Source organism: Rathayibacter sp. AY1B7 (assembly GCF_002932735.1).
Taxonomy (GTDB): domain Bacteria; phylum Actinomycetota; class Actinomycetes; order Actinomycetales; family Microbacteriaceae; genus Rathayibacter.
Genome location: NZ_PSWK01000016.1, coordinates 64,199 through 86,160 on the forward strand (window position 1 = coordinate 64,199; position 21,962 = coordinate 86,160).

A 21,962-nucleotide genomic window follows, 5' to 3' on the forward strand; every position below is an offset into this window, starting at 1 on the left:
TTTCGTCCAGTTCCACAGGTTCGCGACCCGAAGGATGAGATGAAATCGGCCCGCGGCCAGGACACCCCGACCTCTCCGGCATACTCCATGACGTGAACGACGCCACCACTGCCCCCAGTCTCGACGGCCGCGAGTTCGTGATGACCTCCTCGACCAACAGCGCGGTCGACCCGGAGTCGCCGTCGCGGTTCCGCTACTCCGAGCGCGACGGAGTGGTCTGGGGCGACTACGTCGGCGACACCGTGACCTTCGGCCGGTTCGTGGGCACGCGCACCGGCGACGCCCTGCAGGTCTCGTTCGTGCATCAGCTGATCGACGGCGGGACCGTGGTCAGCGGTACCGGCGGCAGCCGTGTCGAACTCGACGGCGAAGGCCTGCTGCGGCTCGTCGAGGAGTTCGAGATCGACGGCGACGACCACGTCAGCATCTGCGTCGAGGTCTGACGCTCAGCGCGCCGCGTCGCGGCCGTTCCCCGCGGTGGTGAACCGCGTCATGCCGAGCCGGTTCGTCGATCCGGAGCGGTCGGGGATGTCGGAGGGCAGCAGGTAGGCCTTGCGCACCACCTCGTCGAGCACGACGACCGAGACCACCGACTTCACCTCGGGCCGGGCCGCGACCACGCCGGTGACGAAGTCGTGCACGCCGCCGATGTCGAGCGAGCGGACCAGGAGCATCGCGTCGTGCTCGCCGGTCGTGATGCAGCAGTACTCCACGTCGGGCATCTGGAGGATGCCCTCGCGGAACCGGTGCCACGACTGCGGATGCACCGTCACGAACACCAGGGCGCAGACGTCGAGCCCCACCTTCCCCGGATCGACCAGGGCCGAGAACCCGGTGATGACGCCGGATGCGGTGAGCTGCTCGACCCGGTTGTAGACGCTCGCCCGCGAGACGTTCACCCGCTCGGCCAGGGCGGACATCGAGATGCGCCCGTTCTCGCGCAGGACGGCGAGGATGCGCAGATTGAGGTCGTCGAGCCCGCCCGCGCTTTGTCCAGCGACCGCACCGGCGGCCGGATCGGTGATCGACATAATCCACTCCTTCGTTGCTGCGGGAGGCAGTTCGTCCACGATAGCGGCCCTCAGGAAACGGAGTGCGTCGCGATGTGCCATCGTTTCGCAACACGTCCAGCCGAACCCTCGCCAGGAGGCCTCCATGGTTGTCCGCTCCACCCGCACCCCGCGCTCCGCCCCGACGCGAGTGGTGATCGCCGCTGCGGCGGTCTCGCTCGCCCTCCTCGTGGCGGGCTGCTCCTCGGGCCGCGTCGACACCGCCGACGGCAGCCGCGCGACGCTCACCATCAACAAGGCGTTCGACCTCAAGACCGCCGACCCGGGCCGCATGTACGAGCCGACCGGCCAGATGGTCGACAAGGCGCTCTACGAGACCCTCCTCACCTTCGAGGGCGGCGACGTCTCGCAGGTCGTCGACGGCCTCGCGAGCCTCGAGCAGTCCGACGACGCGAAGACCTTCACCCTCACCCTGAACGGCGAGCACACCTTCTCGGACGGCACCGCGATGACCGCCGACGACGTGGTGTTCTCGCTGCAGCGCGTGATCGGCCTCAAGGGCAACCCCTCGTTCCTCCTCGACGGCGTCACCGTCACGAAGAAGGACGACACGACGGTGGTGCTGACCACCGAGAACCCCACGCCCGCCCTGCCGGCGATCCTGGCGAACCCGGCGCTCGGCATCCTGAACTCGAAGGTCGTGAAGGAGAACGGCGGCACCACCGACGAGACCGACACCGCCGAGACGTTCCTCAACACCACCTCCGCCGGCTCCGGCCCGTACGTGCTCGACACGCTCGACCTCGCCTCGCAGGTCGTGCTGACCGCGAACGAGAACTACGACGGCGACGCCCCGGGCTACGGCCGCGTGGTCATCCAGAACGTCGAGGGTGCGACCCAGAAGATCAACGTCGAGGGCGGCAGCGCCGATGTGGCGCTGGACCTCTCGGGCACTCAGGCGGAGGCGCTCGGCGACTCGGTCGCGGTGACCAGCGACCCGTCGGCGAACGTGATCTTCCTGCTGCTCAACCAGAACCCGAGCGTCTCGGCGATCACGTCGAACCCCGACTTCGTGAAGGCCGTGAAGGAGGCCGTCGACTACGACGACCTCGTCTCGATCGCCGGCAACGGCACCGCCCAGGCGTCCGGCGTCATCCCGAGCATGCTGCTCGGCGCCCTGCCCGAGAGCGGCGCGCTCACCCAGGACCTCGACGCCGCGAAGGCGGACCTCGCGAAGAGCGGCTACGCCGGCGAGTCCGTGACGCTCAACTTCCCGAGCGACATCAGCCTGAACGGCATCGACTTCCCGACCATCGCGCAGCGCATCCAGTCGCAGCTGAAGGACGCCGGCATCACCGTCGAGCTCGCACCGGCCCCCGTCGCCACCGAGCTCGACGCCTACCGCAACGGCACCGAGACCATGGGCCTCTGGTACTGGGGCCCGGACTACCCGGACCCGAGCGACTACCTCGTCTTCACCCCGGGCGACGTCGTGGGCCTCCGCTCCGGCTGGACCGACGGTGCGGCCCCCGCGATCTCGGCGCTGGCCGACGCCGCGGCCACCGGCGGCAGCGACGACGAGCGCCAGTCGCGCTTCGAGGAGCTGCAGACCGCGCTGAACGCCGACGGCCCCTTCATCCCGCTGCTCCAGCCCGGCAACAACATCGCCGCGGCGAAGGACGTCTCGGGTGTCGTCTACAACGCGGTGTGGACCATCGACATCGCGGCCCTCGCCGCGCAGTAGCCCGTGTCCACCACCACGACGGCCGTCCGGACCCCGCGTCAGCGCGGGGGCCGGGCGGCCCACCCGTTCCTCCGCTACGCGCTCCGCCGCGTGCTCACCTCGCTGCTGCTGGTGGTGGGCGTGACCCTCGTCACCTTCATCCTGACCAACCTCGTGCCGGGCGACCCCGTGGCGGCCGCCCTCGGCCAGCGCGCTGCGGAGGATCCGGAGATCGTCGCGCAGTTCCGCGCCCAGTACGGTCTCGACCAGCCGCTCGTCGTGCAGTACTTCACCTACCTCGGCAACCTGCTGCACGGCGACCTCGGCGTCTCCACCACCACGCACAACCCGGTGGTCGCCGACCTGGCGAAGGCGCTGCCGGCCACCCTCGAGATCGCCTTCGGCGCCATCGTGCTCAGCGTGATCGTCGGCGTGCTGTTCGGCACCGTCGCCGCCTACCGGCGCGGCAGGGCCTCCGACCACGTTCTGCGCGTCGTGTCGCTGGCCGGCCTCAGCGTGCCGACCTTCTGGCTCGCGCTGGTCCTCTACTACGTCCTCTACTTCCAGCTGCGGATCGCGCCGGGATCCGGCCGGCTGAGCAGCGACTTCACCACGCCGCCGACGGTGACGGGCCTCTACACGGTCGACGCCCTGCTCGCCGGCCAGCTCGACACCTTCCTCGACGCGGCGTCGCACCTCTTCCTCCCCGTGCTCGTCCTGACGCTCTACACGGTGGGCCTGCTGACCCGGTTCGTGCGCACCGCGGTGCTCGAGATCCTCGACCAGGACTACGTGCGGGCCGCACGCGCGAAGGGGCTGCCGAACCGCGCGGTCACCTTCTCCTACGTGCTGCGCGGGGCGAGCATCCCGATCCTCACCGTCGTGGGCCTCGCCTTCGGCAGCCTGCTCAGCGGCACCGTGCTCGTCGAGGCGGTCTTCGGCTGGCCCGGGATCGGCTCCTACGCCTACCAGGCCGCGTCGCACCTCGACCTGCGCGGCATCATGGGCGTCGGCCTGCTCATCGGCGTGATGTACCTGCTCGTGAACCTGATCGTCGACCTGCTGTACGGCGTGCTCGACCCGAGAGTGAGGCTGGCCTCGTGACGGATCCGCGAACCACCCGGTCCGACCCGCGCGACGGCGCTCCGGCCGGTCCGCGCGACGGCGTCGGTGCCGGAGTGCTCGACCCGGTCGCCGCCCCCGGCCTCCGCCTGCGCCGCCCCCGCCTGCGCCTGGGCCGCTGGTCGGCGCCGCTCGGACTCCTCGGCGCCGCCGTCGGCGTGCTCTGGATCCTCATCGCCGTGCTCGCCCCCGTCATCGCCCCGCACGATCCGCTCGCGCAGGACCTGCCCCTCCTCCAGGCGCCCGGCGAGGGCACGCTGATGGGGACCGACGCGCTCGGCCGGGACGTGTTCTCGCGGGTGATCTGGGGTGCTCGGGTCACCATCCCGCTCGCCCTGCTGCTCGTCGTGATGTCGGTGCTGATCGGCGCGATCGTCGGATCCGTCGCCGGATTCCTCGGCCGTGCGGTCGACGAGGTCGCGATGCGCATCACCGACCTCGTGATGGCGTTCCCCACGGTCATCCTGGCGATGGTGATCGCGGCCGCGCTCGGAGCGTCGCTCCTGAACGCGGTGCTCGCGGCGCTGATCGTGTCGTGGCCGTCCTACGCCCGGCTGACCCGCGGTCTCGTGCTCGGCCTCCGCTCGTCGAACTACGTCGTGTCCGGACAGCTGCTCGGCTTCTCGCCGCTGCGCTCCCTCGTCCGCGACATCGCGCCCAACATCGTCGGCCCGGTGCTCGTCCTGGCGAGCCTCGACATCGGCACGGCCATCCTCCTGCTGTCGGGCCTGTCGTTCCTCGGGCTCGGTGCGAAGCCGCCGACCGCGGAGTGGGGCTCGATGGTGTCGGACGCCATCCAGAACTTCGACGCGTGGTGGATCGGGGTCTTCCCGGGCCTGGCCATCCTCACCGTCGTCATCGCGTTCAACTTCGTCGGCGACGCCCTGCGCGACGCCCTGGACCCGCGGTCGCAGACGATCCGCGGAGGAGGCGCCACGCTGTGAGCGACGCACTGACCATCAGCGGGCTGCGCATCCGCACCCGCAGCCATGCCATCGTGGACGGCATCGATCTGGCGCTGCGCCGCGGCGGCATCCACGGTCTCGCCGGCGAGTCGGGCTCGGGCAAGACCATGACCGCCCTGGCGGTGCTCGGACTGCTGCCCGGATCGATGACGGCCAGCGGGAGCATCCGCCTCGCCGACGACACCGGCGACGGCACGACGGAGCTCGTCGGCGCGTCCCGGCAAGTGCTCGGCGCGCTGCGCGGACGCCGGGTCGCCATGGTCTTCCAGGACCCGTCGACGAGCCTGCACCCGCAGCTCACCGTGGGACGCCAGCTCACCGACCACCTGCGCCACCACCTCGGTCTCGGCAAGGAGGCCGCGCGGTCGAGGGCCGAGGCCCTGCTCGAGCGGGTGCGGGTGCCGGACGCCCGGGCCTCCCTCGGGCGCTACCCCCACCAGTTCTCCGGAGGTCAGCGGCAGCGCATCGCGATCGCGGTGGCGCTCGCGTGCGAGCCCTCGGTGCTGCTGGCGGACGAGCCGACGACCGCGCTCGACGTGACCGTGCAGGCCGGAGTGCTGCAGCTGCTGCGGGAGCTGGTCGACGACGGCGGGCTGAGCATCCTGCTCGTCACCCACGACCTCGGCGTGATGAGCGCCGTGGCCGACGAGGTGACGGTGATGCGCCAGGGGCTCGTCGTGGAGTCGGCTCCGCGGGAGCGGCTGTTCACCGCGCCCGAGGACGAGTACACGCGGGCGCTGCTCGCGGCTCTGCCCGGCTCGAGCTTCGAGGAGAGCCCGGAGGAGCTGGTCGCCGAGCTCGTCGAGGGGCACGAGAGGGCCGCCGCCGCGGACGATCCGGGCGCGGCCGCGGCAGGCGACGTCGAGAGGGGTGCGCGATGAGCGCGGGAGTGGTTCTCGAGGCCGACGGCATCGTCGTCGAGTACGGGCGGAGACCGCCGCTGCGTGCCGTCGACGGGGTCGGCTTCCGGGTGGCGGCCGGCGAGGTCGTGGCGCTGGTCGGCGAGAGCGGCTGCGGAAAGTCGAGCCTCGCGCGCGCCGTCGTCGGCATCGAGAAGCGCCGCGGTGGCGACGTGCGCCTGAACGGCGTCGACGTGCCCGCGCTCGGACTCCGTCGGCGCAGTCCGGCGATGACCGGCGTGCAGATGGTCTTCCAGGATCCGAACTCCTCGCTCAACCCCCGTCGCCGCATCGGCGAGCAGATCGGCGACGGCGTCCGGGCGGCTCTCGCCCGCGGCGCCGAGGGCTCGGACCCGGCCGACTGGCTGCGCCGCGTCGGGCTCGACCCCGCGATGGCGAGCCGGTTCCCGCACGAGTTCTCCGGCGGCCAGAAGCAGCGCATCGCCATCGCGCGGGCCCTCGCGGCGCGGCCGCGGATGCTCGTGGCCGACGAGCCGATCTCGGCCCTCGACGCCTCGACCCAGACGAGCGTCGCCGCGCTGATGCGCTCGCTCAGCGTCGAGGCCGGCGCGGGCATGCTGTTCATCTCGCACGACCTCTCGGTGGTCCGGCGCATCGCCGACCGGGTGCTCGTGATGTACCGCGGCCGGGTCGTGGAGTCGGGGGACACCGAGACGGTGTGGCAGAGCCCGCTGCACCCGTACACGCGGGCGCTGCTCGCGGCGATCCCGCTGCCGGACGGGCTGGGGCGGCTGCCGCTGGCCCCGCTCGACGCCGACCGGGCGGCCTGGCTCGAGGAGCTGCCCGAGGCGCTGGAGCGGACGGGCGCGTGAGCGCGGTGGAGGAGGCCCGGGCCGAGGAGTCCGCTCTCTGGAGCATGCCGAGGGCCGTGAACCGCAGTCCGCTCCCCGGGGACGGCGCGTTCATGACCGCCGGCTGGGCCGATCCGGAGCCGGTGATCGACCCCGACGACCCGGTGCTCGCCTACACCGCGGAGCGCCGGTCGCGACTGGCGCAGGCGCTGCCCGCCGAGCTGCTGATCATCCCCGCCGGCCTGCCGCGGGTGCGCTCGAACGACAGCGACCACCGCTTCCGCCCGGGCACCGACCACGTGTGGGTGACGGGCAACGGAGTCGCCGAGAGCGTGCTCGTCGTCGACACGACGGGAGGGGAGGCCGGCTCGATCCTGTACCTGCGTGCTCCCTCCGGCCGCGACGGCGACGAGTTCTGGCAGAACGACGCGCTCGGCGACCTCTGGGTCGGGCCGCGGCCGTCGCTCGCCGAGACGCAGGCGGCGCTGGGCATCGAGACCCGGCCGCTGGCCGACTTCACGCGCGACGTGGAGCGGGCCGCGCGGCGGGCCCGGCGCATCCGGGTGCTGCCCACCCTCGACGAGAGCGTCGACGAGCTGGTGCGGAGCATCTGCGGGCCGGAGCTCGGACCGCACCTCGTGCTCAAGTCGACGCTCGACGAGCTGCGCCTGATCAAGAACGACTGGGAGATCGGACGGCTGCAGCTCGCCGTCGACGGCACGGCGCGGGGATTCGACGACTGCCTCGAGGCGTGGCCGGTCGCCCGCGCGATGCCCCGCGGCGAGCGCTACCTCGAGGGCACCTTCGCCCGCCGCGCCCTGGTCGAGGGACAGGGGCCGGCCTACGGATCGGTCGTCGCCTCGGGAGAGCACGCCACGACCCTGCACTACACGCGGAACACCGGGCCCCTCGCCGACGGCGACCTCGTCCTGATGGACATGGGCGTCGAGCTGCCCTCGCTCTATGCCGCCGACATCACCCGCACCTTCCCGGTCAGCGGCGAGTTCACGCCGCTGCAGCGGGACGTGTACTCGATCGTGCTGCGCGCGCAGCAGGCCGGCATCGACTCCCTGCGCGCGGGAGTGCGCTTCCAGGACTACCAGGACGCGTGCGGGCGAGCCCTCACCGAAGGGCTGATCGACCTCGGCCTGATCCGCTGCTCCGTCGACGAGGCCATGGCCCCGTCCGCGTCGTACCACCGCCGGTGGAGCATCTCCCGCGCCGGGCACATGCTCGGGATGGACGTGCACGACTGCAACCACGCTCCGCACGAGACGTACCTCGGCGGAGTGCTTGCGGCCGGCCACACGCTCACCGTGGAGCCGGGCCTCTACTTCCAGCCGGGCGACCTGACGGTCCCCGCCGAGCTGCGGGGGCTGGGCATCCGCATCGAGGACGACCTCGTGGTCACGGAGACGTCGTCGATCCTGCTCTCGGCGGCGATGCCGCGCACGCCCGACGCGGTGGAGGAGTGGATGGCGAGGCTGGCGGGCTGAGAGATCGGGCCCTCGACGCGATCGGCCGACGCGGACTACGGGAGCTGCGGGGGCGCGATCAGTTCGAGGAATCCGCCGAGGGCACCTTCGAGGTAGATGATGCGCGTGCCGGCTCGGGCGCCAGCGGTCATCCGGTGAGGTGTCCCGACCGGTCTCCAACCGTGTCCAGCGCAGAGCTCGAGGACACGATCGAGGTCCGAGACCGTGAGCGCGATGTGCACCGTGCCGACCTGTGCGGGCGAGCCGGCGGACTCGAGCTGTCGGGGCGGGTCGTACTGCAGCAGCTCCACACGGTGGGGGCCGAGGGTCACCGTCGCTGCGCGGATCACGGCTCCACGGACGCCGGTGGTCGCCGCCGTGACCTCCACGTCGAGCGTGAAGGTGCGCTCGAGCACGAACCCGAGACCGGAGCACCACAGCACCAGCGCGTCGTCGAGGTCGGCCACGGTGAGACCGGAGTGAGCGACGTCGGAGACGAGCGGTGATGCCATGACATCAGTATCGAGCTCCGACACTCCTGCCTGAGAGAAGAGGGTCCCGGCACCCGATCCCCCTACGGACGCAGGCCGCGCAACGAGCAGAGATACTCTTTCCGGATGTCGTTCCCATCCATGCTCCACGAAAGCGTCGATGCTGCCGAGGATCGATTGCTGGACGCGATGCGCGCAAGTGACGTCGATGCGCTTGGTCGACTGCTCGCACCCGAGCTGATCTTCACGACACCCGAAGGCTCGATCATCAGCCGGGACGAAGATCTCGGAGCACATTCGTCGGGCACAACGAAGTTCGAGTCGATCGATGAAATCAGTCGCAGCACGCTGGCCGTTGCCGGCGGCGCCCAGACCAGGTCCGTCGTAGACGTCGTTGTGATCGACCACGGCACACGGATCGAGGCTCGGCTTCACTACGTCCGCGCATGGCGACGAATCGCCGGGCGCTGGATGGTCGTCTCCGGAAGCGCAACACTCGCACCCGCACCGAACGCCTGATCGTTCCGCTGAAGGATCCTCATACGGAGCAGTGCGCGTGAGCTCGAGGATCATGAACGCGATGGCGGCGGCGAGAGGGGCGCACGCGGTGATGGTGTTCACTCGAATCAGCCCCGTGTGGTTCCACCGCTCCTCGTCAGTGCTCATGAGTGACCTTCTCGCACCTGCTCGTCGGTGCGAGTCACGAGGCCCTTCGAGCTTCATGGCAAGAGAACGCCGTCTCGATTGAGGATCGTCGGTCGGGGTTGAGCGTCCAGTGGCCAGTACCGCAGGCCGTAGGACGGGCTGAACGAAACGGAAGGGGTGAGCGATGGCGGCAGGGTTCACAAGTGGACGCTCGGCGTCCGAGGTGCGACTCACTCAATGGAACTGGTTCAGTCGCGCAGGAGCGCCGACGGAGCGTGTTCTCATCGGAGTCACTGTCGTTGCGATCATCGGCGGCAACGTCATCTTCGACGCACTGAATCCGGACGCCGTTCCCCTTGCTGCTCGCCTGGCGGTACTCGTCGGTGCGCTCGTGGTGTTGAACGTTCTGCCGCTCGTCGTGCACGCCATTCGCCAACCTGCACCGTACGCCGACCTGTCAGCCGAGACGGTGCGCGTGCGCTCACGGGTCACGCCGTTCGCGTCGTTCACCACGGCACGGAGGATCGAGACCGGTCGGTCGAAACAGGTCGTCCTCGAGGTGTCGGCGCCGGGCCAGAAGGTGCTCCTCGAACTCCGCGACAGGCTGGGCCGAGCCACCACCGACCCCACAAAGGACGCGATCGTGACGTTCCTCCAGGGAAGCAGTGTCGCGATGCCGTCCTCTTCGGACGATCCCGCGGGCCGGTTCGCTCACGTGAACTTCCCGCAGCACCTCACCCGCGAGCAAGCCATCGAACTCGCTTCCGACCCGCTGACTGTCCCCGACTTCGGCGCCGGCCGCGATGACGTCGGGACGGCATCGCGCGGCGAGTCGCCGTACCAGTAGGGGATGGTCTACCGGGTGCGGACGTTCAGCGTGTCAGGCGTTCCTCTCGAAAAGGCTGCCGGAGTGCGCCGACGAGCCGGCCCACGCTTCGCGTGCGTTCACTCGGCCAGCGAAGAACGTGGTCCAGGTCTGCTTCGAAGCGGGCTCGGGGAACGTCGTGACTGCTCGGGTAGGCGGCTCCTGCTCCGATGTCGATTCCGAAGAGCCCGATGTAGAACGCGTGGACGAGTAGGAAGCCGGGAACTAGATGCACGCCGACGGCGGCCACAGCGAGCATCGCAACCGGAGTGCGCGGATCGCGTTCCTTCCGAATCGATGACCGGTGATTCACGCGGAGAACACCATGAGAGCTCGTGCGCGTTCCACGACGAGTCGGGGCGTTGGTGATGCTCCTGAGGCGACGCGGGTGCTGGCAGCGATGCCTGGCGATGCCCGTTCGCGGCGCTGCGGCGTCACTGTTCCGTGGTGGAGGGCGGCACTCGAGCGGCTGCGAGCTGACGGGTGCCGGGATCACCGACACCCAGGATGAGGACGCTCTCGATGCTGCCGATCGTGTCGGGATCGATGATCTGCAATTCCTGATCAGCATCCGCTGTCAGCGAGCCGACCTCGCTTCCGACGTCCGCAGGGAACCTCAACTCGCCGTCGTTGTCCTCGAGTGGTGCGCTCGTGAGAAGGACTCGCGGTTCCACTGCTCCGGTCAGGCTCAGCCCGCTGAAGGACAGCCACACCGTCCCGTCCTCTCGCTCCTCGATCAGGAGATCGCCGCTCGCATCGTTGGACACGCTCTCGAGTGACGTGCGGATGGGCAGCTGCTCCAGAAGCGACTTGGCGGCGGGAGCGTCCGTTGCATCAGAGTCATCCGTGGGGCTGTTCGTAGGAAGGCTGGGAGCGGTGGAGGTGGTCGAGGGGCTGGTGACGGCGGTTCCATCGAGGGGTGCCGTGCACCCGGCCAGGGCGAGAACGAGCGCGGTCGCAGCGGCCATGACGGATAGCCGGCTGATCGCGTTCGTGTCTGTCATGGTGTGTGCTGCTCCGTCCGCCGAACTGTCGCTCAGCCTACGCAGGGCGCGATTCTCATCGCCCTGTCGAAGGGTCTCTGCGGGGCCAGTGGTGTGAACGCCTCCCGATCGGATCGTCGTTCGAGCAACGACCGGGCGTCAGTCGCGCTCCACCCCTGTCCCTCTTGGCATCGTGAGCCAGAGGATGAAGGTGAGGAGGAGGCCGAGGATGCCGCTGACGACCAGCGCAGCGACGGCGAAGGCGGGACCGCCGAACGATCCCTGAGCATCGTTGCTCGTCTCCACCGGCACGAACCAGTAGACGACGGCTCCGACGATGAACAGCAGGCTGACGACGAGAGCGCCGATGCAGGTGTCCCGCCGGACCTTCTCTTGGGAACCGTCGCCTGAGAGGTTGACGAGCCACAGGATTCCGATGACGGCCGGAGCGCCAGCGAGGAACGCTAGAAACACGGGTGCTCCTGGTCGATGACGGGCCGCGACAGTATCCGCAGCTGGGGCAGGAAGAGCGCCGTGGCCGATACGGCGACCATCACGCTCCTCCGTCGAGGGCGACCGAGTGGCTCGCGGTCATCGGGCGGCAACGGTGAGATTCAGGTCCTCACCGACGCGGAGGATCTCGTCCGAGGGGAACCGGAACGGGTTGAGGTAGAACAGGTCGTCGGCCGTCATGCCGAATCGTCGGGACCGAAAGACGCGGCGGGGATGACGAGCTCGTCGGATGTCAGGGCCAGTCGGCCGTCCGCCGCGCTCAACTGGACGGCGCCGGTGGTCCCGTCGCTCCTGGTGAACGTCGCCACGCCTAGATCGCCGGTCAGCGGGGAGGTGAAGCCGTCGTCCGTGTTCGTCGCCGGTGGCGGAGTCGGTGGTGCAGGCTGCGCCGTGCATCCCGTCACGACCGCCAGGCATGCCGCGACCGCGACCGTGTTGCGCACTTTCGAGAACGTCCCCACCGGCTCAGGTTAAGCGACGTCACCGCTTTCCTCGTGGTCGCGTCTCGGCCTGAAATGCTCAGCACGGTTCGGAAAGGGGAACGTCTGTCGCGGGCCAGCAGGAAGCCCAACGGCTCCTAGGCTGACCCGATGAGTTCCCCGGCACCGACCCGCCCATTCGTGGGTGTAGCGCGCATCGCGGTCGGTGCAGCCGCGGTCGCGGTGATCCTCCACACCTACGCGCTGAGTATCGTGGCCGGCGAGTCGAATCCGTTCGACTACTTCGGCTACTTCACGAATCAGACCAGCCTCCTCGCGAGCGCGGTGCTGATCGTCGCCGGATCGGTCGCGCTCGCCCGCCGTCCGACGCCGGTGTGGCTGAGCTACGTCCGCGGCGCGGCGACGGCCTACTCGATCGTCGTCGCCGTGATCTACAACACCCTCGTCCCCGGTACCGGGACGGCTCCGCCCTGGGTCAGCGCCGTCCTGCACGTGGTGCTCCCCGCGCTCGTCCTCCTCGACTGGATCGTCGTCGCCGACCGCGGACCGCTCTCCTGGCGCCGGCTGTGGGTGGTCCTGCCCTACCCGATCGTCTGGGTCGTCGTCGTGCTCGTCCGCGGAGCGTCCGACGGGTGGGTGCCGTACGGTTTCCTGCTCCCCGAGAACGGAATGCCGTCGCTCGTCCTGCACGTCGCCGGGCTGACCTGCGCGGTGCTCCTCGCGGGCGCGCTCGTCTGGGCACTGAGCCGACGCCGCAGATCGGCCGGTTGATGTCCTGTTCTCCGTCGCCGTGAATCATGAGGCGTGCTGATTCCCGACGTCGGGCGCGTCACCTCTCGTGCGCCGCGGCTCGGCCGCAGCGGGCTCTGATCACGCGCGACACGAGATCGATGACCAGCAACCCCGACATCAGTTCAGTCTCGCGAACCCGAGCGCCTTGTGCGCGTCCCGTATGGGGATGGTCCAGCGGGCGTCCGGCAGGGCGTCTCCATGCCGGACGACGAGCGGCCCGCTCGCAGGGGGGGCTTAGCGACGCGCGGATAGTGTGCACTGCGTGGTTGACGTCGCTCGGAAGGGACCCCTGAGTCCGGTGATCGCCGCGATCGCCGTCCTCGGGATGATCGTCGCGCCCGTCATGCTGACCTACCTCTCCATCAGCGAGAGAGGAATCGGCATGGGATTGATGCCCACCGACGAGGAGGCCGCAGCAGGGAAAGCCTTCCTCCTCGCGGCTGGCATCGTCGCCCTCACCAGCGCTATCAGCGTCTGGGTCCTCACCGTCATTCGCGCGACAAGCGGGGCCCATGCTCACCACGGGTGGGAAATCGTCTGGTGCATCCTGGCGTTGCCGACCGCACTCGTCGGCTTCGCCCTCGCGGCCATCGCCTCCCACATGCCTTAATGCCGTCCCTCGACTCCCGAGCGATGATCACGGCGGCGCGATGCCAGGCCGACCGTCGCGCGCGGATGATGATCTGGCGGGCGTCCGGTAGGGGATAGGTCACAGAGGCACTGTCGAACCGACAAAGTTCGTTGATGACGCCTGAGACGAAACCGTGCTCTGAGGGCATTCACTACTGAGGGGGTGATGTCGGATGGTCGGTGCTGCTGAGGTGACGCTGGTAAATCGTCTTCGCGGCGGTGACCCTTCGGCGCTGGATGCTCTCTTCCGGATGCACGGCCGCGCGGTCTACCGGGCCGCGGGAAGCTTCCTCGCGGACGCCGGTCATGCCGAGGACGTCGTGCAGGAGAGCTTCTTCCTGCTCTGGCAGCGCCGCTCGGGCGTGCGCATCGTGGGGGAGTCGGTGCTGCCCTGGCTGCTGGTCACGGTACGCAACCTCAGCTTCTCGACCAACCGCCGCGAGCAGCGCCGACGCCACCTGCCCCTCTCCGACGACACCGCCTCTCGCGGCGTCGACGCGGAGACGAGCGACCGGCTGCTCGACGTGCGGCGTCTGGTCGAGCAGATGAGCGCGACGGACCGGGCGATCTGGACGGCGTGCATCGAGGACGACCTCAGCTACAGCGATGCCGCTCGCTCCCTCGGCCTGTCCCACGGGACTGTCCGCAACCGCCTCTCGCGGGTGCGGACATCACTGGCGAGAACCCTGACGGAACGGACAGAAGACCATGGACGATCATGACCTGAGCGACGAGCAGCTCGAGCGCATCAGCGCACGCCTCGCGCACCGCATCCGCCGCCGCCGACGTCTCGGCCAGGCCGCGGCGGTGACCCTCGCCGGCATCGCGGGCGCGATTCTCAGCGTCGCTGTCCTCACGGCGGTGACGACGGAGCGCGGCACTCCGGTCGCAGCGCCCGTCACCTGCTGGGAACAGGACGGGCAGGGCGTCGCCCTGTCGGGCGAGATTCAGACGCCCGCGAAGCAGTCCACTGCGTCGCTCGCAGCGGCGTGTGCTGCGCTCGCTGGGACCGACGCAGACGGGACGGACGCCGCCTTGTTCTCCCTCGCAGGAACGCAGGTGTGCCAAAAGGGCGGCCGGATCGAGATATTCACGGGACTGACCACCGCGGTCGACTGCACCAACCCGCCCGCGACGCAGACCGGAGTGGACCAGTGACCGTCAGGCGGGCGAGAGTCCTCCCCCTCATAATCCTCTGCCTCTCCGCGGCGCTCCTCGCCAGTGGATGCGCGACGAGCGCCAGCAGCCCCGGGTCGCCGTCGACGGCGCAGCTGCCGGGTGAACTGCTCAGCGCCGAAGACGCGACCAAGCCCGTCTACGAGACCACCGCTGTCATCGGCGATCAAGGATCAGGCGGATGGCTGCTCGATCACCCCGTCAGCCTTCGCATCACCGGCACCGACGGCCGGTCGCAGCTCAGCGTCGACGGTCCCTGCAACACGCTCACCTACGACCTCCAGTCCGCCGGCCTGCAGACCTCCGTATGGGTGGTCACCGGAGGCCCCGCGACGACGTACGTCGGCTGCCTCGACGCCGCCGACGAACGAGAGCAGTGGCTCATGGACGTGCTGGGCGCCGAGGACGTCAGCCTCACCCAGACCTCCACGACGATGCGCATCCGCTCCGGCCCCGTCACCATCGACGCCACCGCCAGCACGACCCCCATCTCCACCGAGACGCCTGCCGAACCAACAGAGATGACGGAGTCCCTGACACCCACCGTCCCGACGGAGGGCCCACCGGGCACCCCCATCGCCACCGCCGCCTCTGAGGGGCCGATCATCGACGTCCAGCAGCTGACGAACCCGGCGCTCGACCTGGCCAACGGCACCGGAGTCCAGCTCTCGACGCTCAGTACGGAGGAGAAGAAGCAGTACCCGATCTACGCGGTCGGAACCACGTACGAGGAGCTCGCCGCTTATGACCCCGCTCTCGCGGACCACTACTGGGTCGCACAGGACGAGCCGGTCTGGGCGCTGACCGTGCACGCGCCCGCGGAGAGAACAGACGTGCCCTATGGCTTCGACCTCCATCGGGTGGACGTCTTCACCGCCGTCTACGACGGGATCAGCGGAGAGCTCCTGACGTCACAGGGCGATGTCGACCTCGCGTCTCTCGGTGCGCCCGGCGAGCTGATCACCGCCGGATAGATCCTTAGTTACCGTCCGTATGGGAATCCCCAAACGGGACGCCAGAGGCGATGCGGATGAGGCGAAGCGCGCGATTGCTTGGTGGCGCGCTCGCTACGCTCACGTGATGGTCGGCCTCTCGCAGTGGCGCCGGCGAGCTGACGCTCGCCGTTCGCGCCGCGCCCGGTTCCGGGTTCTGCTCGCTGAGGTTTGTGGTGAGTGCTCGCACCCCTGGGTGGAGCACCTCGCGGACGCCGGCCTGGTCGGCAGCCCCGTGTGCTCGGAGTGCGTCTACGAGCTCGAGCATGGGTTCAGTAGCGGACCGATTTGTCACCGACCGGTTCCGATCGATGTGTTGAGTCGCGCTGATGCCGCTGCGGCGGCGGCAGGGCAGGGCGGCAGTGATCAATTGGTCGGAGGAGGCCAGATTCGGGTCGCAAAAGAAGACCTTGACGCCTCATGTCAGCGTCCGGCGAGAGTGGTCAGCAGGTCCTGGATGCTCGTCTTCTCGACAACCGGGTCGGGGCTGCCGGCGCGGACGGAGGAGAGAACGGGGTCGATCTGCTGGTCGACGTAGGTCCACGTCTGGCAGTTCGCGGCGCTCAGTGCGGGCTCCGCGTCGTCCCAGGCGGTCTCAAGGTCGGTGGCGCGGGCTTTCGCGCCGGCCTGATCGCCGCTGGTGACGAGGGCGAGGGTGTCGGCGGTGATCGTCTGGAAGTTCTGCACGTCGGCGGAGGGGAAGTCGGTCTGAACGGATGCCTTCGCGTCAGCTGCGGACAGCGTTCCCGACGCATCGCAGGCCGGGGCTGCGCCTTCCGGTGCCGGACTGGTGTGCGGCTGGCTGTTGGTGAAGGCGAGCAGCCCGACGACGGCGACGGCGAGGACCGCGAAGGCGACGAGTGAACGGCGTTCGCGGGCGACTGGCGTGGTGTAGTGCTCGGATGCGCCCTTGTCGACATCGGCCTTGCTGAGGGAGAGGTAGACGACGGTGGCGAGGATCGCGAGCAGGAAGATGATGCTGGTGACGAAGGTGCCGAGCCCGAGGCCCTGCTCGTCGGGGGACAGGCCGAGCCAGTCGCCGATATTGGCGCCGAGGGGGCGGGTGAGGATGTAGGCGATCCAGAACGCGAGGACCGGGTTCGCGCCGTAGCGCCAGAGGCCGGTGACGATCGCGAGCAGCGTGAGGGGCAGGAGGATCGAGACGCCAGGGCCCCAGCCGGTGAGCTCGAGAGTCCAGTCGCCGAGGGCGGTGCCGAGCGCGAAGGTGACCAGGACGGTGACCCAATAGAACGCCTCCCGCGGGGTGGTGTCGATGCTGTGGATCGAGAGGGTGCGCTCCTTCGAATACCAGACGCCGAACACGATCACGAGCAGCAGCGAGAAGACGAGGGAGCTGGCCCAGAGAGGCACTCCGAGCTGGTCGGTGAGGATGTCGGTGAGCAGGGTGCCGGTGACGCTCATCACCACGACAGTCAGCCAGTACGCGGCGGGCACGTAGCGTCGCAGCCGCATCTGCACGGCGAGCACGACCGCGGTGACGATGATGAAGATCACAGCCGTCGCGATGAGGCCGACGCCGAGGACCATGTTGATCCAGTCGGCGAAGCTCTCACCGACCGTGGTGCAGAGGATCTTGATTATCCAGAACCAGATCGTGACCTCGGGGACCTTGCTGAGCAGCCGCCGGCCGCGGGACGGTGCTGCCGTCGTTGAGATGTCCATGCCCGCAGAGTCCCAGCCGGGACGTGGGCGGCGGCTCGGGATGCGCCGTGCTGCGTTGTGTTTGCTCACAACGACCCGAAGCTCCGCGGTTCGACCAGGTCGGTACCGAGCCGATGGGCTCAGGTTCTGTGCTTTCACAACGGATGCGGGGGAATCCTCCGCACCCGGAGCCCGCGCATTCGTAGCGTGGACTCCTCCGGCGTGCTGCGCGCCGAGCGAGGAGGACGGAACTGATGCCGAACAGCGGACCCCTGGCCGATGGTGCGATCGCCTATCGGGCGGCGCGACGCTGGCCGCTGATCTCGGCGGGCCTCGCGGTGCTGCTCACGGGACTTCTGGCCGCGCTGATCTTCTACCGGGAGCACGACAAGCCGTTCGGGTTCGACACCGCCTGGATGAACGAGATCATCGAGCACCGGTCGACGTTCTGGTTGGTGCCGTCGCTGGTGATGAACAGCCTCGGCGGCGGGATCGTCGGCACGATCGTGATTCCGCTCGTCGTGTTCGTGGGGCTGCTGGTCTGGCGGGGTCGGTGGGCGGCGACGTACTTCGCGATCGCCGCGCCGCTGAGCGGGCTGCTGGTGCAGATCCTCAAGAACGCTGTCGGTCGTCCGCGGCCGCCGGAGATCCTCGTGAACGCCGACTTCGGCTCGTTCCCCTCCGGCCACAGCGCGAACGCCGCCACGACCGCGATGGTCCTCGCGATCGTCTTCCCGCTGTGGTGGGTCCGCATCGCCGGAGCCCTTTACACGGTGGCGATGATGCTCAGCCGCACCTACCTCGGTGCGCACTGGATCTCCGACACCGTCGGCGGGCTGCTCCTGGGCGCCGGGGTGGCGTTGATCGTCTGGGCGCCGCTCGCGGTCAGGCTGCACACCGAACGTGCTGCATCACCGTCGTTCCGTTGGCGGCGCTTCTCCGGGCACCGTCCGACCAGATGACGGCGGAAGGCAGCGGGCAGCGCTGCCGGTGAGCGGGTCGCTGTGCGCTTGTTCAACGGACCCGGCGAAGCCCCCAGCCCCGGGTACCGCAGGCTGCCCGAGCATGGCGGCATGATGCACCTCACCGATCAGCGCCGCCCTCCGCTCCCTCGGATCCGCTCACATCTCGTCGCCGGCCGGTACGCCGCCTCGACGGTGCCCGAGGCGACGGCGCTGTTCTGGATCCTCAAGGTGCTGACGACGGGGATGGGCGAGACGGCGTCGGACTTCCTCGCGACCGCGTTCGACCCGGTGATCGTGGTCGGCGCGACCGGGCTCGCGTTCCTCGCGGCCCTCGGGCTGCAGTTCGCGGTCCGCCGGTACATCCCGTGGGTGTACTGGCTGGCCGTGCTGATGGTGAGTGTCTTCGGCACGATGGCCGCCGACGTGCTGCACGTGGTCGCCGGGGTCCCGTATCTCGTCTCCACTCTCGGGTTCGCGCTGGCTCTCGCGGCGGTCTTCGTCGTGTGGTGGCGGGTGGAGCGGACGCTGTCGATCCACTCGATCACGACGCCGCGCCGGGCCGCGTTCTACTGGCTCGCCGTCTCCGGGACCTTCGCGCTCGGCACGGCCGCGGGCGATCTGACCGCGTCGACGCTCGGGTTCGGCTACCTGCCGTCCGCGGTCCTGTTCGCGGCGGTCATCGCGGTGCCGGCGCTCGCGCACCGGTTCACGGGGCGGAACGCGGTCCTCGCGTTCTGGGCCGCCTACGTCGTCACTCGACCGCTCGGCGCCTCGGTCTGCGACTGGCTCGCGGATCCGGTCGACCGGAAGGGCCTGGGCCTGGGCACCGGCCCGGTCACGCTCGCGGCCCTCGCGGTGTTCCTGCTGCTGGTCGCGGTGATCGCGCTCCGCCGACCGCGCGCGGCCGTCACGGCGACCCCCTGAGCGCTGGGCTCAGGCGTCGCGTCCGGCGCGGTTCTTCTGCCGCCAGTAGGTGAGGGCGATGCCGGCGAGGCTGATCACGACGATGCCGACGAGGACGATGTCGATGTACTTCCCCACGAAGTCCGCGACGCCGGGGATCTGCCCGAGGAAGAAGCCGAGGAGGATGACGCCGGTGGACCAGACGGCCGCGCCGAGTGCGTTGAAGCCGACGAAGTGGCCGTAGTGCATCTTCCCGACGCCCGCGGCGACGGGGGCGAAGGTGCGCACGACCGGCACGAAGCGGGCGATGGTGACGGCCCAGCCGCCGAACCGGTCGAAGAACGACTGGGTGCGGGCGACGCTCGAGCGGCTGAAGAGCCCGCTGTCCTTGCGCTCGAAGATCCGCGGCCCGCTCGCGCGGCCGATGACGAACCCGAGCTGGTCGCCGAGGAACGCGGCGGCGGCGACCATCAGGATCACCAGCGGCACCGGCAGGGAGATCACGCCGGTCGCGACGAAGACACCGGTGAAGAAGAGGAGGGTGTCACCGGGGAGGAAGAACCCGATCAGCAGGCCCGTCTCGACGAAGGCGATCAGGCAGACCAGGGCGATCGCCCAGGGGCCGGCGCCGTCGAGGAGGGATTGGGGGTCGATCATCGGTTCTCCTTGTGAGAGGTCGGGTGGGGCTGCGTCGCGGGGATGCGGACGTCGACACCGAGGCCGTGGGGGGCGAGGTTGCGGAGTCGGAGCTCGCCGCCGGCGGCGCGGCTGAGACCGGCGACGATCGCGAGCCCGAGGCCGGCGCCGCCGTCGCGGGAGCGGGCGGCATCCGGGCGGGTGAAACGGTCGGTCGCGACCGCGAGGAACGCGTCAGGAACGCCCGGGCCGTCGTCGTCGACGGAGAGGACGATCTCTTCGGCGCGCTCGACGAGGGTCGCGCTGACGCTGCCGCCGTCGGGCGTCGCAGTGACGGCGTTCGCGAGCAGGTTGTCCAGGATCCGGCCGAAATCGGTCGGGGAGATCGGGTACCGGGCGGCGACGATCGAGGCGGGGGCGACGAAGTCGATCGCGAGGTCCCGCTCGCGGGCGAGCATCCGGGCGCGGTCGACGCTGTCGGCTACCTCCTCCCGCAGAGCCGCCGAGGAGGCGTCGCCGGTAGCGATGCCCGCGTCGATCCTCGACAGGATTAGCAGCCCGTCCGTCAGGGACTGCAGGCGGTCGATCGAGCGGCGCGCGTCGACGACATCGGCGTAGAGAGCCGCCGGATCGTCACGGACCCGCTCAGCGAGCTCGAGCCGGGTGCGCAGCGCGGCGAGCGGGGTGCGCAGCTCGTGGCTCGCGTCGGCGACGAGCCGCCGCTCCCGGTCCGCCGACTCCCGCAGGTCCGCGATCAGCGCGTTCAGGGTCGAGGCGAGGTCGGAGAGCTCGTCGCGGGCGGGCCCGACCGGGAGCAGCTCGGTGGAGCGTCCCTGGCGCAGCCGGTCGGCGATCGCGCGCATCCTGCCGACGGGGCGCAGCGCGAGGCCGACCAGGACCCAGGACGTCACAGCGAACGCGACGAACAGGATCGCGAGGGCGATCAGGAGCGTCGTGCTGACGCCGCCGACGACGGCCTCGGCGGTGTCGCGGCTCTCCTCGATCAGCGCCTGCGACGCTCCCGAGCGGACCAGCTCGATCGTGGAGGCATCGAGGATGTGGTCGAGCTGCTCGCGCACGACGACCGCGACGATCCCGAAGAACAGCATCGCGACCAGCAGGCTCGACACCGTGATCCGCACCCGGATCGACAGGGACCGCCACCTCACGGCGTCACCCCGAGGCGATAGCCCGCACCCCGTCGGGTGAGGATCTCGACCGACGCCCCGCCCGCGGCCAGCTTGCGGCGGAGGTAGCTGATGTACTGCTCCGCGATGTTGTGGTCCACGAACTCCGCCGACCCCCACACCTCGAGCAGGATCTCCTCCCGCGGCACGAAGTCCCCGGCGCGCGCCGCGAGCGCGCGGAGGACGCCGAACTCCTTGGGGCTCAGAGGCAGGACGGCGCCGTCGACCGTCGCGGCGTGCGCGTAGGGGTCGACGCGCAGATTTCCCAGCACGACCGGTGCCCGGTTCGTGAGGTGCTCTCTGCGGATCATCGCTCGGAGGCGGGCGGAGAGCTCCTCGAAGTGGAACGGTTTCGCGAGGTAGTCGTCGGCGCCCGCGTCGAGGCCGAACACGCGGTCCTGCAGGGCGTCGCGGGCGGTGAGCATGATCACCGGGAGCGTGGCACCGCTCGCGCGCAGGTGCCGGCAGATCTCGAAGCCACTCATCCCCGGGAGCATCACGTCGAGGATCGCCGCGGAGTAGTCCGCTTCGCGCGCCGAATTGAGCGCGTCGACCCCGTTCGAGAACAGGTCGACGTCGTAGCCGTCGCCGGTGAGGCCCCGCTTGATGAGCTCGCCCATCTCGACGTCGTCTTCGACGACCATCACCGCGTCACGCATCCAGGCCTCCTACGGTCATGCTCGCACCCGTGGCGCGGCGGAACCGGCCTACTCCGCGGAGATATGCGGCTTCTCAGCGGTACGCACTGCATACAAAGGCAGCACGTGCGGCCCGATGGAGCAGCACGCCCCTGGTGCGCAGACGATCTCGGACGCGGGCACCGACATGGACGCCGACCTCCGGTCGACGCGGTGCTGTGCGCTGTGCGCATTTTTGCCTGGAAGCCTTCGGCAACGTACGGGCCTGCGGCGTCCACGCAAGCCGCTGCGCGGCCGGCTCCTCCGAGGTTCTCGGCACGCGGTCGCTGCGCTCCCTCACATCGCGCCGACAACCTCTCCTCCTCCGCCCTCCGGGTTGCGCTCCCACCTCCGACCCTGCTCGGCACTACGTGCCTTCCAGGCAAAAAAACGCTGGGA

At 69.7% G+C, this 21,962-nt stretch carries 25 protein-coding genes; 16 read left to right on the forward strand and 9 right to left on the reverse strand.

Features of this window, described 5'->3' with window-relative positions; translation table 11 throughout:
* Nucleotides 1-92 precede the first annotated feature (92 nt).
* Nucleotides 93-443, forward strand: coding sequence for a hypothetical protein (locus C5C95_RS10345; RefSeq protein WP_258059427.1), 351 nt, complete (start codon nt 93-95; stop codon nt 441-443).
* Nucleotides 444-446: 3 nt separating this feature from the next.
* On the opposite strand, the gene C5C95_RS10350 is transcribed toward C5C95_RS10345, so the two are convergent.
* Nucleotides 447-1,031 (reverse strand): Lrp/AsnC family transcriptional regulator, encoded by a 585-nt coding sequence (locus C5C95_RS10350; protein ID WP_104223259.1) that lies wholly within the window; start codon nt 1,029-1,031, stop codon nt 447-449.
* Nucleotides 1,032-1,155: 124 nt separating this feature from the next.
* Here C5C95_RS10350 and C5C95_RS10355 point away from each other — a divergent pair, with 124 nt between their 5' ends.
* Genes C5C95_RS10355 through C5C95_RS10380 form a run of 6 tightly spaced genes read left to right on the forward strand, consistent with a single transcriptional unit; the run spans nt 1,156 to nt 8,027 of the window.
* A complete protein-coding gene (locus tag C5C95_RS10355; RefSeq protein ID WP_104324388.1) occupies nt 1,156-2,754 on the forward strand; it encodes an ABC transporter substrate-binding protein in 1,599 nt (532 codons plus the stop codon).
* A gap of 3 nt (nt 2,755-2,757) precedes the next feature.
* Nucleotides 2,758-3,837: an ABC transporter permease gene (locus C5C95_RS10360; RefSeq protein WP_104226525.1), complete on the forward strand. Its 1,080-nt coding sequence runs from the start codon at nt 2,758-2,760 to the stop codon at nt 3,835-3,837.
* Nucleotides 3,834-4,799, forward strand: a complete 966-nt coding sequence (locus C5C95_RS10365; RefSeq protein WP_258063303.1) for an ABC transporter permease — start codon at nt 3,834-3,836, stop codon at nt 4,797-4,799. Before C5C95_RS10360 ends, C5C95_RS10365 begins: the two co-directional genes overlap by 4 nt.
* Nucleotides 4,796-5,701 (forward strand): ABC transporter ATP-binding protein, encoded by a 906-nt coding sequence (locus C5C95_RS10370; RefSeq protein ID WP_104324389.1) that lies wholly within the window; start codon nt 4,796-4,798, stop codon nt 5,699-5,701. The genes C5C95_RS10365 and C5C95_RS10370 overlap by 4 nt, the downstream gene beginning before the upstream one ends.
* On the forward strand, nt 5,698-6,552 hold the full coding sequence (locus tag C5C95_RS10375; RefSeq protein WP_104308034.1) for an ATP-binding cassette domain-containing protein: 855 nt from the start codon (nt 5,698-5,700) through the stop codon (nt 6,550-6,552). Before C5C95_RS10370 ends, C5C95_RS10375 begins: the two co-directional genes overlap by 4 nt.
* Nucleotides 6,549-8,027 carry an aminopeptidase P family protein gene (locus C5C95_RS10380; RefSeq protein ID WP_219814756.1) on the forward strand — a complete coding sequence of 493 codons (1,479 nt, stop codon included), beginning with the start codon at nt 6,549-6,551 and terminating at the stop codon, nt 8,025-8,027. The genes C5C95_RS10375 and C5C95_RS10380 overlap by 4 nt, the downstream gene beginning before the upstream one ends.
* Before the next feature lie 35 nt (nt 8,028-8,062).
* On the opposite strand, the gene C5C95_RS10385 is transcribed toward C5C95_RS10380, so the two are convergent.
* The gene (locus C5C95_RS10385) at nt 8,063-8,518 is read right to left on the reverse strand and encodes a VOC family protein (RefSeq protein ID WP_104223254.1); all 456 of its coding nucleotides are present in this window, start codon (nt 8,516-8,518) and stop codon (nt 8,063-8,065) included.
* A gap of 105 nt (nt 8,519-8,623) precedes the next feature.
* Between C5C95_RS10385 and C5C95_RS10390 the strand changes: the two genes are divergently transcribed.
* Together C5C95_RS10390 and C5C95_RS10395 are read left to right on the forward strand one after the other, a co-directional pair.
* Nucleotides 8,624-9,016, forward strand: coding sequence for a nuclear transport factor 2 family protein (locus C5C95_RS10390; protein ID WP_104324390.1), 393 nt, complete (start codon nt 8,624-8,626; stop codon nt 9,014-9,016).
* Nucleotides 9,017-9,326: 310 nt separating this feature from the next.
* Complete coding sequence (locus tag C5C95_RS10395) at nt 9,327-9,989, forward strand: hypothetical protein (RefSeq protein WP_104324391.1); 663 nt, start codon at nt 9,327-9,329, stop codon at nt 9,987-9,989.
* A 452-nt stretch (nt 9,990-10,441) separates the two neighbouring features.
* On the opposite strand, the gene C5C95_RS10400 is transcribed toward C5C95_RS10395, so the two are convergent.
* From C5C95_RS10400 to C5C95_RS10410, 3 genes are all read right to left on the reverse strand, one after another.
* Entirely contained in the window at nt 10,442-11,011 is a 570-nt protein-coding gene (locus C5C95_RS10400) for a hypothetical protein (RefSeq protein WP_104223251.1), read from the reverse strand.
* 138 nt (nt 11,012-11,149) lie between these two features.
* Nucleotides 11,150-11,464: a hypothetical protein gene (locus C5C95_RS10405; RefSeq protein ID WP_104223250.1), complete on the reverse strand. Its 315-nt coding sequence runs from the start codon at nt 11,462-11,464 to the stop codon at nt 11,150-11,152.
* A 215-nt stretch (nt 11,465-11,679) separates the two neighbouring features.
* Nucleotides 11,680-11,964: a hypothetical protein gene (locus C5C95_RS10410; protein ID WP_104223249.1), complete on the reverse strand. Its 285-nt coding sequence runs from the start codon at nt 11,962-11,964 to the stop codon at nt 11,680-11,682.
* Nucleotides 11,965-12,093: 129 nt separating this feature from the next.
* On the opposite strand from C5C95_RS10410, the gene C5C95_RS10415 reads away from it, so the two are divergent.
* The 5 genes from C5C95_RS10415 to C5C95_RS10435 all read left to right on the forward strand — a co-directional run bounded on the left by C5C95_RS10415 (nt 12,094) and on the right by C5C95_RS10435 (nt 15,515).
* Complete coding sequence (locus tag C5C95_RS10415; protein WP_104324392.1) at nt 12,094-12,714, forward strand: Pr6Pr family membrane protein; 621 nt, start codon at nt 12,094-12,096, stop codon at nt 12,712-12,714.
* A gap of 319 nt (nt 12,715-13,033) precedes the next feature.
* The gene (locus C5C95_RS10420) at nt 13,034-13,345 is read left to right on the forward strand and encodes a hypothetical protein (protein ID WP_104260257.1); all 312 of its coding nucleotides are present in this window, start codon (nt 13,034-13,036) and stop codon (nt 13,343-13,345) included.
* 193 nt (nt 13,346-13,538) lie between these two features.
* Nucleotides 13,539-14,087, forward strand: coding sequence for an RNA polymerase sigma factor (locus C5C95_RS10425; protein WP_104308041.1), 549 nt, complete (start codon nt 13,539-13,541; stop codon nt 14,085-14,087).
* Entirely contained in the window at nt 14,074-14,523 is a 450-nt protein-coding gene (locus C5C95_RS10430) for a hypothetical protein (protein WP_104324393.1), read from the forward strand. The genes C5C95_RS10425 and C5C95_RS10430 overlap by 14 nt, the downstream gene beginning before the upstream one ends.
* Nucleotides 14,520-15,515: a hypothetical protein gene (locus C5C95_RS10435; protein WP_104324394.1), complete on the forward strand. Its 996-nt coding sequence runs from the start codon at nt 14,520-14,522 to the stop codon at nt 15,513-15,515. Before C5C95_RS10430 ends, C5C95_RS10435 begins: the two co-directional genes overlap by 4 nt.
* Nucleotides 15,516-15,956: 441 nt before the next feature.
* Here C5C95_RS10435 and C5C95_RS10440 read toward each other — a convergent pair whose 3' ends face one another.
* Entirely contained in the window at nt 15,957-17,216 is a 1,260-nt protein-coding gene (locus C5C95_RS10440; protein ID WP_104226509.1) for a hypothetical protein, read from the reverse strand.
* A gap of 233 nt (nt 17,217-17,449) precedes the next feature.
* Here C5C95_RS10440 and C5C95_RS10445 point away from each other — a divergent pair, with 233 nt between their 5' ends.
* Both C5C95_RS10445 and C5C95_RS10450 read left to right on the forward strand, forming a co-directional pair.
* A complete protein-coding gene (locus tag C5C95_RS10445) occupies nt 17,450-18,157 on the forward strand; it encodes a phosphatase PAP2 family protein (protein ID WP_181125649.1) in 708 nt (235 codons plus the stop codon).
* Nucleotides 18,158-18,268: 111 nt separating this feature from the next.
* Nucleotides 18,269-19,084 (forward strand): hypothetical protein, encoded by an 816-nt coding sequence (locus C5C95_RS10450; RefSeq protein WP_104226508.1) that lies wholly within the window; start codon nt 18,269-18,271, stop codon nt 19,082-19,084.
* A gap of 9 nt (nt 19,085-19,093) precedes the next feature.
* On the opposite strand, the gene C5C95_RS10455 is transcribed toward C5C95_RS10450, so the two are convergent.
* The 3 genes from C5C95_RS10455 to C5C95_RS10465 are packed head-to-tail and all read right to left on the reverse strand — an operon-like array spanning nt 19,094 to nt 21,545.
* Nucleotides 19,094-19,720 carry a DedA family protein gene (locus C5C95_RS10455; protein ID WP_104250829.1) on the reverse strand — a complete coding sequence of 209 codons (627 nt, stop codon included), beginning with the start codon at nt 19,718-19,720 and terminating at the stop codon, nt 19,094-19,096.
* Nucleotides 19,717-20,868 carry a cell wall metabolism sensor histidine kinase WalK gene (locus C5C95_RS10460; protein WP_258072656.1) on the reverse strand — a complete coding sequence of 384 codons (1,152 nt, stop codon included), beginning with the start codon at nt 20,866-20,868 and terminating at the stop codon, nt 19,717-19,719. The genes C5C95_RS10455 and C5C95_RS10460 overlap by 4 nt, the downstream gene beginning before the upstream one ends.
* Nucleotides 20,865-21,545 (reverse strand): response regulator transcription factor, encoded by a 681-nt coding sequence (locus C5C95_RS10465; RefSeq protein WP_104223238.1) that lies wholly within the window; start codon nt 21,543-21,545, stop codon nt 20,865-20,867. The genes C5C95_RS10460 and C5C95_RS10465 overlap by 4 nt, the downstream gene beginning before the upstream one ends.
* Nucleotides 21,546-21,962 lie beyond the last annotated feature (417 nt).

Bases quoted from the DNA above. Each gene is read 5' to 3' on its own strand.
- C5C95_RS10350 (WP_104223259.1), bottom strand. From the start codon at position 1,031: ATGTCGATCACCGATCCGGCCGCCGGTGCGGTCGCTGGACAAAGCGCG.
- C5C95_RS10355 (WP_104324388.1), top strand. From the start codon at position 1,156: ATGGTTGTCCGCTCCACCCGCACCCCGCGCTCCGCCCCGACGCGAGTG.
- C5C95_RS10375 (WP_104308034.1), top strand. From the start codon at position 5,698: ATGAGCGCGGGAGTGGTTCTCGAGGCCGACGGCATCGTCGTCGAGTAC.
- C5C95_RS10385 (WP_104223254.1), bottom strand. From the start codon at position 8,518: ATGGCATCACCGCTCGTCTCCGACGTCGCTCACTCCGGTCTCACCGTG.
- C5C95_RS10390 (WP_104324390.1), top strand. From the start codon at position 8,624: ATGTCGTTCCCATCCATGCTCCACGAAAGCGTCGATGCTGCCGAGGAT.
- C5C95_RS10395 (WP_104324391.1), top strand. From the start codon at position 9,327: ATGGCGGCAGGGTTCACAAGTGGACGCTCGGCGTCCGAGGTGCGACTC.
- C5C95_RS10400 (WP_104223251.1), bottom strand. From the start codon at position 11,011: ATGACAGACACGAACGCGATCAGCCGGCTATCCGTCATGGCCGCTGCG.
- C5C95_RS10415 (WP_104324392.1), top strand. From the start codon at position 12,094: ATGAGTTCCCCGGCACCGACCCGCCCATTCGTGGGTGTAGCGCGCATC.
- C5C95_RS10425 (WP_104308041.1), top strand. From the start codon at position 13,539: ATGGTCGGTGCTGCTGAGGTGACGCTGGTAAATCGTCTTCGCGGCGGT.
- C5C95_RS10430 (WP_104324393.1), top strand. From the start codon at position 14,074: ATGGACGATCATGACCTGAGCGACGAGCAGCTCGAGCGCATCAGCGCA.
- C5C95_RS10440 (WP_104226509.1), bottom strand. From the start codon at position 17,216: ATGGACATCTCAACGACGGCAGCACCGTCCCGCGGCCGGCGGCTGCTC.
- C5C95_RS10445 (WP_181125649.1), top strand. From the start codon at position 17,450: ATGCCGAACAGCGGACCCCTGGCCGATGGTGCGATCGCCTATCGGGCG.
- C5C95_RS10450 (WP_104226508.1), top strand. From the start codon at position 18,269: ATGATGCACCTCACCGATCAGCGCCGCCCTCCGCTCCCTCGGATCCGC.
- C5C95_RS10455 (WP_104250829.1), bottom strand. From the start codon at position 19,720: ATGATCGACCCCCAATCCCTCCTCGACGGCGCCGGCCCCTGGGCGATC.
- C5C95_RS10465 (WP_104223238.1), bottom strand. From the start codon at position 21,545: ATGCGTGACGCGGTGATGGTCGTCGAAGACGACGTCGAGATGGGCGAG.